7 protein-coding genes are annotated in these 13,180 nt (G+C 38.6%); 4 read left to right on the top strand and 3 right to left on the bottom strand.

What is annotated here, in order from left to right:
- Nucleotides 1-43: 43 nt before the first annotated feature.
- From KO502_RS02675 to KO502_RS02660, 4 genes are all read left to right on the top strand, one after another.
- Nucleotides 44-1,951, top strand: coding sequence for a glycoside hydrolase family 2 TIM barrel-domain containing protein (locus tag KO502_RS02675; RefSeq protein WP_252730466.1), 1,908 nt, complete (start codon nt 44-46; stop codon nt 1,949-1,951).
- Between the two features lie 424 nt (nt 1,952-2,375).
- Complete coding sequence (locus KO502_RS02670; protein ID WP_252730465.1) at nt 2,376-4,874, top strand: carbohydrate-binding domain-containing protein; 2,499 nt, start codon at nt 2,376-2,378, stop codon at nt 4,872-4,874.
- 219 nt (nt 4,875-5,093) lie between these two features.
- Complete coding sequence (locus tag KO502_RS02665) at nt 5,094-8,294, top strand: di-heme oxidoredictase family protein (RefSeq protein WP_216021018.1); 3,201 nt, start codon at nt 5,094-5,096, stop codon at nt 8,292-8,294.
- A gap of 187 nt (nt 8,295-8,481) precedes the next feature.
- A complete protein-coding gene (locus KO502_RS02660) occupies nt 8,482-9,642 on the top strand; it encodes a helix-turn-helix domain-containing protein (RefSeq protein WP_216021017.1) in 1,161 nt (386 codons plus the stop codon).
- A gap of 105 nt (nt 9,643-9,747) precedes the next feature.
- On the opposite strand, the gene KO502_RS02655 is transcribed toward KO502_RS02660, so the two are convergent.
- From KO502_RS02655 to KO502_RS02645, 3 genes are all read right to left on the bottom strand, one after another.
- Nucleotides 9,748-10,773, bottom strand: coding sequence for a glucokinase (locus KO502_RS02655; protein ID WP_252730464.1), 1,026 nt, complete (start codon nt 10,771-10,773; stop codon nt 9,748-9,750).
- Between the two features lie 4 nt (nt 10,774-10,777).
- On the bottom strand, nt 10,778-11,248 hold the full coding sequence (locus KO502_RS02650) for a dihydroxy-acid dehydratase (protein WP_354668294.1): 471 nt from the start codon (nt 11,246-11,248) through the stop codon (nt 10,778-10,780).
- A 680-nt stretch (nt 11,249-11,928) separates the two neighbouring features.
- Nucleotides 11,929-12,930, bottom strand: coding sequence for an HAD family hydrolase (locus tag KO502_RS02645; RefSeq protein ID WP_216021016.1), 1,002 nt, complete (start codon nt 12,928-12,930; stop codon nt 11,929-11,931).
- Nucleotides 12,931-13,180 lie beyond the last annotated feature (250 nt).

The raw sequence follows: 13,180 nt of genomic DNA, 5'->3' as shown, positions 1-13,180 counted from the left end.
GGGTTTCACATCGCTATTAATCCAAAATTAAAAAGGTGAAACAATGAAAACTCTTACTACGCGTTTAGCGATCTTGTATCTTTGCTTCAGCGTTATAAGCATTAGCTACGCCGCTAGCAATGCAAGCAACAGCAGTAATACTGCTTATATTATTAACGATAACGATAACGTTAATAGTGAGTACTCGTTAATGCATGTTAATGCGTATATCCAAAATGTTTCCAGTAGAAACTCATTAAGCTTAAATGGTGCATGGTCATATATTATTGACCCGTATGAAAATGGTTATTACAACCATAGATACGAGCCTTATGATCAGGGTTACTTCAAAAACAAGAAAATGACAAAGCCTGATGACTTGATTGAGTATAATTTTGACGCAGCAGAAACACTGCAAGTACCAGGTGATTGGAATACTCAAAAGCAAGAGTTAATGTTTTACGAAGGCACAATTTGGTACCACAAAAACTTCCAAATAAAGAAGAAAACCGATAAGCGTTATATCGTTAATTTTGGCGCGGTTAACTACCAAGCTATTGTGTATGTAAATGGTAATAAAGTAGGGAGTCATGAAGGTGGCTTTACTAGTTTCCAATTTGACATAAGTCAGCACCTACAAAATGGAGATAATTTTATCACCTTGAAAGTAGACAACCGACGAGAGCGAAACCAAGTTCCTACGGTAAATACCGACTGGTGGAATTACGGCGGCATTACCCGTGAAGTTAGTATACTAACATTACCTAAAAGCTATGTTGCTAATTACAAAGTAGCGTTAAACAACGAATCAACTAATACCATTCAAGGAGAAATTTGGTTAGCCGGTTCTAAAGACGATAAAAGTAATAAGCTTAACGTTGAAATAAGTATTCCTGAATTAGGAATTACTCAACAAATTAAAGCGAATAGCCAAGGTAAAGCGATATTTAGCTTTAAAGCAGCGCCTGAATTATGGTCGCCAAATAACCCTAAGTTATACCAAGTAAATATTGCCTACAACGGTGAGGTGATTAAAGACAAAATTGGCTTTAGAACCATAAACACCAAGCAAGATGAAATATTATTAAATGGTCAGCCTTTGTTTTTACGTGGTATTAGCCTACATGAAGAATCGCCATTAACGAATGGGCGAGCATGGAGTGAAGCTGACGCGAGAATATTACTTACTTGGGCAAAAGAGTTAGGTTGTAATTTTGTACGCTTAGCGCATTACCCGCATAATGAAAACATGTTAAGAATAGCTGATGAACTTGGCTTAATGGTGTGGTCTGAAATTCCTGTTTATTGGACAGTAATGTTTGATAACGCAGAGGTTTATACAAAAGCAGAAACACAGTTAGTTGAAATGCTGCGTCGTGATATGAACCGTGCCTCCATTATTTTATGGTCAGTTGCTAATGAAACGCCTAACTCTGACAGTCGTTTATCATTCTTAACCAAGCTTATTAGCAAAGCGAGAGAACTAGACAATAACCGTTTGTATACGGCAGCAATGGACACTCATAGCAGCTCGAAAGATGGGGTTGTTATTGATGACCCATTAATTGAAGCAGTAGACGTTATTGGTATTAATCATTACTGCGGTTGGTATTACTCGGTATCTGAAAAGTGTGCAGATATTGTTTGGCAAAACCCGCATAACAAGCCCGTAGTAGTAAGTGAGTTTGGCGCAGGCGCACTCTCAGGTAAACATGGTGCTAAAGGTGAGCGTTGGACAGAAGAGTATCAAGCTGATTTATATAAGTACAATTTAGCAATGGTAATGAATATTCCGGGTATTCAAGGTGTTAGTCCTTGGATCCTAAAAGATTTTCGTTCACCACGTAGACCGTTAAAAAATATTCAAGACTTCTGGAATAGGAAAGGGCTCTTGTCAGAAAGTGGTGTAAAGAAACAAGCGTGGTTTGTGTTGAATGACTTTTACCAATCACTAATCGAGAATGAAAAATAATATCAACTAAGGTCAAGTAGCTAATACTTGGCCTTGGTTTGAGCATAAATTTCACCTTCAATGATATTTACTATGAACCACTAAAAAACATTACAGCTTACTTATGTTACCTATCAACGCAAGTTACCGATTTTTAGGAAAAAATAAGTTTATTACTCTAATTTTTAATATAAAAAAACATGAAATAATTTAAATTTTTTGAAAAAAAACTTTCATATTAATGCTAATTAAATCAGTGGTATAAAATAGCGTCACTCTTTATTTCTACGCTTTACTGATAAAAAAGTAAAAGAGTGACGACTTACTTTTCTTAAAAATTGACATTAACAAGGTGGTTCCAATATCTAATTACCTAGCTGACTCTGTTTATTAGCTTACGGTATTAGGTGTAAATAAAAACAAAAATTATAGAGAGATTGTTAGTATGAAAAATACAAATTACAACGAGATGTTACCCCATAAAAAATTATCTAAAATTCGATTAGGTTGTATGACCGGTTTACTCTTGTTAGCGAGTACTCAAGCTAATGCCGAAGTGGGAGCGTTGTTATGGGAAGACAACTTTAATACCTTAGATACACAAAATTGGACAGTTGATGTTGGTGATGGTTGCGACCAAGGTTTATGTGGTTGGGGTAACGCCGAACTGCAATGGTACAGCGAAAGCAATGCCTACGTGCTAGATGTACCCGGAGAAATAGGTAATAAAGCTCTTGTTCTAGAAGCTATTTCAGAAGATAGCAATGGCTATGCTTTTACCTCAGGCAAAGTACAAAGTAGTAATAAAATCTCCGTTCAATACGGTATGATTGAAGTTCGCTTACAAATACCTGACGTAGGTATTGGCTTATGGCCCGCTGCTTGGATGCTAGGTACAACAACACAAAGTTGGCCAGCCAAAGGCGAAATTGACATGATGGAAATGGGGCAAAGTGTGCAATCACGCACCGATGCTGGTTTCCCCGATGCAGAAATAAATAACTACACAGGCTCTAATCTTATTTTTTATACTGATGCTGCCTGTAGCGATGGCAACCCAACGTGTGCAGCAAGTATTGCTTGGCAAAATGACAATGCCCACCTTTCAGACACACCATTAACAAACCGTTTTGTAACATATCGCACCTACTGGACCGAGACTGAGATTCGATTCACGGTAGAAGACAATGGCGTGGAATATGATATGTTCGACGCCCCTTTTACTATTTCAGCCGAGTCTGATGAATTTCAAGCCCCTTTCTATTTACTACTTAACTTAGCGGTTGGTGGAAACTTTACTGATGCGGCAACCAATGATCAAGTTACTGCAACAACACCTGCCAAAATGTACATAGATTACGTACGTGTTTACGAATTAGACGGTCAAGGTGAAGTATTTATTGGTGATCAAACAGTTCCTGAAGCGGGTACTTTTGGTGTGTTTACTGATGTAACACCAACCGATAATAAGCTAGAAGCAGGGCAAACTTCAGACATTTATGTATGGAATACAGCTACCGTAGAAGATGGCACTATTGCTGCCAATGAAGGCGAAAATGTTATTGCGTGGAGTTACACAGGTTCAAACGAATGGTTTGGTGGTAGTATTAATACTCGACAAGCACGTGACATGAGTAACTTTGCTGAAAATGGCGAAATAAGCTTTGATATTAAAATTCCAGCTGATGTGGCTTTTAAAGTGGGTATTGAAGACACCTACAGCAACCAAAACTGGCTAGATTTTCCTGCAAATACTACAACTTATGGGTTAGTTCGTGATGGTGAGTGGGCAACAGCAACTATTCCTGTTGCAGATATGCGTGGTACCTTAATCGCCTTACAGTCACTTGAAGGCATGTTTTATATTGCTAGTGTCGATGGTGCCTTACCTATAGCTCCTTTTGAAATGGCGATAGATAATATTGTCTGGACAGGTGGCGGTGAAGTGATTGTTACTGATTCAGATGGTGATGGTGTTGCTGACATATTAGATAACTGTGCAAATACACCTGCGGGTGCTGTAGTTGATAATAATGGCTGTGAAATCCTTACCGTTGTTGATACCGATAATGATGGTGTTAACGATGACGATGATTTATGTCCAAACACAATTATCGGTAGCTTGGTTGATGATAACGGTTGTCCTTTAATTGTTGCCAAAAGCGAACTAATACAAGCAGAAGACTACACTAACTTCACTGACACCACGTCAAATAATATTGGCGGCGAATACCGCAGCGATGCGGTTGATATTCAAGCCACGTCAGACACCGATGGCGGTTATAACGTTGGCTGGATTGAAAGCGGAGAAATGCTTGAATATGCCCTTGAACTTGGCGCAGGAACCTATGCTATTTCTACCCGCGTAGCCTCGAATAGAACGGGTACATACACCCTAAGTGTTGATGGCGTCACAATCAACAATGATACCGTAGCTACTAATGCATGGCAGGTTTATGAAACCCATGAACTGGGTGAGGTAACGGTTGATGCCGGTGAACATACACTTACCATTACAGTAGATAGTGGCAATTTCAACATCAACTGGTTAAACCTTGAACTTATTGATGCAAGTGTTGTAGATGCAGATAACGATGGTGTGCTTGATGATGTTGACCAATGTTTAGATACCAGTGCAGGCACAATCGTAGACGAAACAGGCTGTGAAGTTATTGCGGTTGAAGTACACGGTGTAACTGAAACGTCTGACAGCAGTGTTGAGTTTTTTGTCAACGTAACGGGTTGGGCTGATGTTCACTATAAATTGAATGACGGTGGACAACAAAATTTACGCATGCTCCTGACAGGCAGTGGTAATACATACGCTTTAGAAAATGTATCTGCTGGCGATGTAATCACGTATTTCTATACCTATCAAGATAATGATGGCACGGTTAGAGATTCGGCTTGGGCAACGCATACTGTTAGTGGTGCTAGCCAATAAATTTCGCTAATTATTAATTAAGGCGGCTGCCATTCTTTTCGATAAAAAAGGATGGTAGTTACTTACACTTCAATACATTTATCAACATCTTAATAAGGATAATAAGTGCTTTAGTTGTAAATTTAACTCTCAAACCATTCACTTTTTTATGGGATTACTGATGTAGAGGTACACAGTACAGAGAAAAAATAAAAAAGTATCAATGTAGGAATAACTCGAATGAAAAAAATAAAATTAAATAAAAAAACATTCAACCTCCTTTTTAGCTGCTTAACAGGAACACTCTTGTTAGCTAGTACTCAAGTATCTGCTACTACCGCTGCTAGCGTATTAATTCAAGCAGAAGATTACACAGGGTTTTCTGACACCTCAGACAATAATCTTGGCGGTCAATACCGCACAGATGCTGTTGATATTGAAACCACCTCAGACACAGGCGGCGGATATAACGTTGGCTGGATAGAAAGCGGAGAAACTCTTGAATATACACTTGAATTGGACGCAGGTACTTATGAAGTAAATACACGCGTTGCGTCAGCTGCCAGTGGTGATTACACCCTAAGTATTGACGGCCTAACCATTGCAAGCAGCTCTGTTTCTACGAATGGTTGGCAAGCGTTTGAAACTCAAACGCTTGGCTCTATTACCGTAACTGATAATCAACATATACTCACACTTACCGCTGATAGTGGTAACTTTAACATTAATTGGCTTAACCTTGAGTTAACAGCCGCAGCAGTGCCAGATACAGATAATGACGGTATTAATGATGACATTGACCTCTGTGCTGATACCCCAGCAGACACAGTGGTAGACTCAACAGGTTGTATTGTACTGGTTACTAGCCAATTATTGCTAGAAGCCGAAGACTATACCGATTTTTACGATAGCACTATTGGTAATACTGGTGGTGAATACCGCTCTGATGATGTTGATATTCAAATAACAGGCGACATTAACGGCACTTACAATGTTGGTTGGACGGCTGCCGATGAATGGTTAGAGTACAGCGTAACCTTAGGTGCAGGTATTTATAATATTAGTACACGCGTAGCTTCATCTCGAGGCGGCGCAAGTTATGAACTCGCGTTAGATGGTAATGTATTCGCTACTGACACGGTAGACAGCACTGGTAGTTGGCAAAGCTATGAAACCCATAACGTAGGCAAAATTACAGTACAGCAAGGTATTTATACACTGCGCCTTAACGTGCTTAATGGTGCTTTTAATATTAACTGGTTACAACTTAGCTTAACTGACGACACGGGCGATTTAGATAATGACGGTGTTATTGATCGTATTGACCAATGCGTTGACACGCCTGCAGGTGAAGTAGTAAGCATTTCAGGGTGCCCTGTACTTTCTTCTGATGATGTTACAGCGTTGTTCGATACTTCAACCGCCTTAGACGGCGTTTATCAAGAGTACACAACAGAAGCATTAATCACGCGTTTTGGTGATCGCCCGCGTACTCGTCACGCCAAAGAAAGTGCATTTCAATCTTATGATCATTATATCGCCCATTACTTTGAACATCGCTCTTCAAGCATTGAAATCATTGACCGCGTAGCAATGGGAGGCGAGGGTATAACGTTAAATGTACGCACTGTTTGGCCTATATCAACGCAGCGTGAAGGTCGTATTTGGTATATGGGATGGGGCACACTCGCTGACTACATTGACAACTCCTTAATGGAAATAGATACCAGTCGAGGTGATGAAAATGGCTTTGACGGCACATATTATCATTACACCAAAACGGTTACTTTTAACCCACGAAAATCACCGTCAAACCTAAGTACAGCAGGAGATACCGCGCTAGGTAATTTTTCTTACGACTCTCCAGCGATTGAGGTTGGCGATTTAATGGAGTTTGAAATTAGCCAGTTTAGTGGAGAAGTAGACGGTGTTGCGATAACAGGGCAAACAAACTATTACGGTTCAACATTTTTATATGTTGCTGGTAAAGGTATTGTTCCTTGGTATTTAGAAAATCCTGGAGAGTTCGTTCAATATTACGAGCATTTCCAAGAAGATAGCCGAGAACTACCTGAAGAATACCGTTTAGGTGGCGATACAACCGCGCCATATCAATATACCGACGAGCCAGACAATTACTTTATGCAAATGGCCTTGAATATTGACTATGACAAATCGCAAAAATTCTTAGAAGGTCGCCGCGTATTTCACTCATCATTTAATGATGGACTACACGATGAGTTTGACGATAACGGTGAATTTGAAGACGTTACGGGTTTAATCGGCGCTCATCATGTCAACGAAAGCTGTTCGGGTTGTCATGTTCGTAATGGCGGCTCAAGTGTTGAAGCCATTGGGGTTCCACTAGATCGCTGGATATTTAAAGTGGGCGATGAAACAGGTGCGCCTGACGCAGAGCGTGGACGGGTAATACAGCCGAGCAATGCTAGTGAAAATGGCAGTACAAATGGAAGTGGTAGCGGTGAGGGCACAGTATCTATTGCCCAGTGGACAGAATCCAAAGAAGGTTTGCGCACGCCAACCTATGCTTTTGAAAGCGGACAGCCAGCAACGTTCTCTGCTCGTATTTCACCAAGGTTAGTAGGTTTAGGCTTGCTTGAAGCTATTAGTGAGGCAGATATTTTTGCATTAGAGCTAGCGCAGTCAGAGAGTATTAATGGCGTTTCTGGTCGAGTAAACTTAGTGAGCGACCCTAAAGAACCAAACCTTACGCGTATCGGTCGTTTTGGCTGGAAAGCAGGTACTGTCAGCGTTGAACATCAAGTGGCAGGCGCATTAAATACCGATATGGGTGTTAAAACGTCACTTTTACCTGAGCTTGATTGTGGTAGTAATCAAACTAACTGTAACTCTGCTGCGCAAGCATTAGACGATACCAACCTAGATAATCTTGTGTATTATGTGCAAGCCCTTGCAGTACGTGCACAACGTGGCATGGAATCAGGCGTTGAAAATACGTCAATTAAAGCAGGTAAACAAGTCTTTATAGACACAGGTTGTGCTGAATGTCATACGCCATCATTCCAAACAAGCGAATATCATCCGTTAGTTGAAGTGCGAGACCAAGCAATTCAACCTTATACCGATTTATTGGTGCACGACATGGGGGATGGCTTGGCTGATAACTTAGCCGAAGGTACGGTTAGTGGCCGAGAATGGCGTACTACACCACTTTGGGGATTAGGTTTGTCAATGTGTGTAACCAATGGCGTAATAAACCCAACGGGCGCTGAAGGTGATGATGTTTGTAACGAAGCCCCTGGCGGCACATACTTACATGATGGTAGAGCACGCACTATTGAAGAAGCTATTCTTTGGCATGGTACCAATGGTAGTGAAGCGTTAACATCAACGAATAATTATAAAGCATTAACAGATGAACATCGAACTAACTTACTTAACTTCTTAGAAGCGTTATAAGTATATTTAATCCCTTTGATGTATAAGTTAGCGTGAATGGGGAGGAATACTCCGTTCATGCTATATTTGATAAGCCTGGTATCGCATTAATCTAACCTGGGTTGAAACAGCGTTTTACTGTTAGAACTCCTCGTTGGACTACTTAATTCTGATTTTTTATAAGGGATTGATAATTAAAGGGTTAACTATGTCAGTAATAGACGCACGTATTTTTAATTTAAACGATATTTGTTTCATCATCACCATCATTGAATGCTTAATTTTGGCATTTTACCGATTCTTTTTAGATAAAAGCCAAGGTTTACAGCGTTTTATTTTTGGTGCTTTTCTGCTTGCTATTGTAATAGAGATTTTAACTAAATTATTAATATGGAATGAACTCGTTCCTATCTCTACAGGCGTTCGTCAGTATTTACTTCCCTACCTGTTTGTTATTGGCCACTTAACCAGAGGCCCTTTATTCTTATTGTATGTTTACTCAATAACACAAACCCAATACCGTATAAAAATATCTGATAGTTTGCACTTTATCCCTATGGCGGTAGGGCTTTTTATTGTTTTTTTAAATTCAGCAACGACCCAAGATTTAAAAATGTACTCCGAAGTAACTCTGCAAAAGTCCTATATATCTACTGTCATGTGGTATTTTGTTACTACAGTATCTATGGGATATGCTTTATTTTCATTGTTTTCTGTACGACGCTATTATGCTCAGCTTAAGGCTAATTACTCCACTTTTTCTACGGTAGAAATTAACTGGTTAACCATCATATCTTTTTGTTTTATTCTTTGTTGGAGTTGGTCTTTTATTGTGGTGGTGGTTGCTGACTTATGGGGCGGTATTTTTGCCGATAATATAGGCAAAATGTATAATTATATTATCTTCTTTTTGATTAACTCTCTTTTTATTTATAGCCTATTTCATAGTCATAAAATGCTAACCTGTCAGCCCTTTATTAAAAAAAATAATGATAAAGCAATTGAGTGTGAGAAAATTATTAACAAAATTAATAAGATTATTATTGAAGAAAAAATTCATCTTGAACCAAATATAAATATTGAAGAATTTTCTAAAAAAATAGCGGTTTCAGCTAAAGATGTTTCATACATATTAAATAAAAAATTAAACACCAGTTTTTTTGAATTTATTAATTACCACCGCATTGAAGAAGCCAAAAGTTTACTCAAAGACAGCACAATGAAAAATAAAAATATCTTAGATATTTTATTAATGTCTGGCTTTAATAATAAATCGTCATTTCATCGTTTTTTTAATCGATTAGTTGGCGTATCGCCGAGTGAGTATAGAAAAGTTAATTCAGATAATGATAAACATGTTGGAAGGTAACGCTTTTAAGTGAGTAGTGCTAAGGCTGATTAATAAACAATATTATTTGCAGAATTCTTTGTAAATAACTAGATATTACTTAGCTTTAGTTTATCAACGCAAGTGTTAATGGCTTATTTGCTGCCGTAAATACGCCGCAGCACCTAAAATACCCGGTTGCTCTTCAGTAATAACATAGGTTGGTATCTTTTGATTAAAGCCTGCAAAACGTCCTTTTGCTTCAAATGCTTGTCTAAATTCACTGTTCTGCAGGAATTCGATAAAGCGAGGTACTATTCCACCTGCTATATAAACGCCTCCGAAGCTGCCAAAGGTTAAAGATAAATTCCCCGCAAAAGCGCCCAATATTTTACAAAATTGCAGTAAGGTTTGATGGCAAATATCGCAGCTGCGATCAATAGCTTTTTCTGATATTTTAGCGGCGGTATATGATTGTACAGGCTGTTGCTTGATGTGTGATATTGCTTGGTAAATTTGCTCTATACCCAGGCCTGACAATAATTGTTCATAGGATACATGCTGATATTTAGTGAGCAGGAAGTTTAATATTGCTGCCTCTGTGCTGTTTGTTGGTGCAAAATCAACATGACCACCTTCGCCAGAAATGGTAATACACTGCTGATTGTGAAAAACAACATTGGAAACACCTAACCCTGTGCCTGGGCCACATATAGAAATAGGTTTTTGAGGCACTGTCATACCAGCACCAATTTTTACTTTTTGCTTGTCATTTAAAAAGGGCGCAGCATGAGCAATGGCAGTATAGTCATTAATCATATACAAAGTATTGAGCTGTAATGTGCTTTTTAGTGCAGACTGACTAAATTTCCACGGTAAATTAGTCATTTTTATTTCATCATTGTCAGCAGGACAGGCAATAGCAAGGCAAGCATTTAAACACTTACCAGATAAATTTTGCGCACTAACATAATGTTGAATGATATCGGCTAAGCCTTGATAGTCAGCACATCGATAAACCTCTAAGCTCTCTACCTCGCCTGATGTACTTACTGTACCAATTCGTAAGTTGGTGCCGCCAATGTCGGCAACAATATTGACCGTAGTTGGTTTTATAGGTAAATCATTAGTCATGTTAACACTCTCATTTTCAATATTTAAAGACTTGCGCATTGTTCTATTTTTTAAATAGAGAACAAGCACCGGTATCTGCCGATCTTAGATTGTTACGCATAAAACCGAAAAGCACTCGTCCCATGCCAACGTGATGCTGCTCTAAAGGGGATTGAGCGCTTGATCTTTTAGCAAGTACTTGTTCATCAACTAATAAGGTTAAGTGGCCTATTTCACAATTTAAATTAATTAAATCACCATTGTTAATTTTTGCAATAATGCCGCCATAAAGTGTTTCGGGTGATAAATGAATGGGCGCAGGTACATTACCTGATGCGCCTGACATTCGTCCGTCTGTCACCAATGCTACCTTATATCCTTTGTCTTGCAGTACAGCCAATGGTGGTATAAGCTTATGTAGCTCAGGCATTCCTCGTGCTTTGGGCCCTTGAAACTTAACAACGGCAATAAAATCCTTATCTAACTCGCCATTTTTAAAAGCAACTTCTATCTCATGTTGATCTTCAAATACTATTGCGGGCGCTTCAATAATACAGTTACTAACAGGCAGTGAAGATATTTTTATAACGGATACGCCGATATGCCAGAAAGCACTTTTAGGCCGCCATCTTTTTTGAAAGGTTGCTCTATTGTCGTAATAATTTCACTATCATCAGCAGTCTTAACCCCATCAACCCAAATTAGTTTGCCATTTTTTAGTGTTGGTTTTTGTGTATCTCTATTAACTTGTTTATGTGATTGAAGTATATTTGACTTACGCCATCAGGTTAAAACATCATTTTTTGGCGCTTTTATGCGATATATCTTGGTCGCTTGTTGATAACATAATGAGATACTTAAGCGGACAACTCTATGTAAACGCGTTATCAAGAATGATGTATGAGATGAAAATGAAATGATTACGGAACATACGTTAACAAGATATAAAAATGAGATAAAGGGGGCCTGATATACTGAGAAATAACTAAAGATAAGGCGATTTATTGAGCAATAGCTAGCTTTTGTAGTTGAAAGCAACACAGTATTTAATTATTTTAATCTAGGCAGGAAAGCAATAATTTAACGGACTTGGTTTGACAACGAATATAAAAAAGGCTGCTAAATTTCTTTAGCAGCCTTTTAAAATCAATTTGCATTATTACATTGAGCGGTTAGCTGTAGACAATAAACTTGATTACTTTATTGCTGAATATATTACTTCACTGTTGGATAAATAACTTTCCAGTCATTCTTCATATCAATCATTGTCCAACCTTGTTTGGCTGCTTCCTCAATGCCTTTATCAAACTTGCCTATTTTTGAGTCTCTATCGTAAGCCCATTCATGCTTTTCGTCAGTATGATGAACCATCAAACCAAGACGTAGGCTGGTATCTTCTTTACTAGGGTTAATGGTTGTGTATTGCAACATAGCTACATCACCATCAGAGTTACCTGCGGCTAAAATCGGGCGACGACCAATATGGCGGTAAATCCCAATAGGTTTAGCTTCTTTGTCGTCGTTAAAGCGAAGCTTGGCATCTTTAATGATAGTTGGCACACCATCACGCATTTCAAAATGTGATTCAAGGCTACTACCAATAACTTGCTCAGGTGGAATACCGTATACGTCTTCGGTAAATGCGCGCATAAACTCGATACCACCACCAGAAACAATAAAAGTTTTAAAGTCGTTAGCGCGTAAATATGTTAATAATTCTAACATTGGTTGATATACCATTGAGGTATATGGTTTGCCGCTGATTGGGTGCGTATCAGTCATGCTCCAATCGGTCACTGCTTGTGCAAATTCGCTTGCCGTCATATTGGCATGAGAAGCCGCAAGTAATTGCATTAAGCCTTTTTCACCTGAAGACATTACACCTTTTATATCGTTAGCTAACACACTTTTATAAGGCTCAGTTGTTTTCCACTCAGGGTGTTTATCAGCCATGTTTTTTATTTGATAAAAAACAAAAGCTAATTGAAAATAATAAGGTTGTTCACTCCATAATGTACCGTCGTTATCAAAGGTTGCTATTCGCTCTGCTGCTGGTACAAAATTTGGGGAGTTTTTATCGGTTACTTGTTTTACAAAAGTAACAATGTTTGTTTTTGTCTGACCATCATTCCATGAAGGAAGTGGATCGCTGGTTGTCACACACGCTGTCATAGCAAACGCTGACAATATAACAATTAATCGACTAAATAATTGCATTGAACTGATCTCCACTGTTTAATTTAAGTTAGTTAACTTGCTTTAGCTAGGTATAGAAAGAATATTATAGATTGTAGTAATACCAATTTGATTAAGTTCTTTCCCACTCAGCGAGAATTAAAAGGCTTAGAGGCAAGGCATTGATTGAAGAGAATGGTTGTTCCCTTGTCAAAATTAATAACACTGCATATAAGCCTTTTAAACTCGCCCTTGGGAGCTTGTTCGATGCACACTAACATCGTTAAATTTA

It is taken from the genome of Colwellia sp. E2M01 (genome assembly GCF_018860585.1).
In the GTDB taxonomy this organism is placed as follows: domain Bacteria; phylum Pseudomonadota; class Gammaproteobacteria; order Enterobacterales; family Alteromonadaceae; genus Colwellia.
The sequence above is the reverse complement of the archived record's forward strand: the minus strand, read 5'-3'. Positions and strand labels throughout refer to the sequence as shown.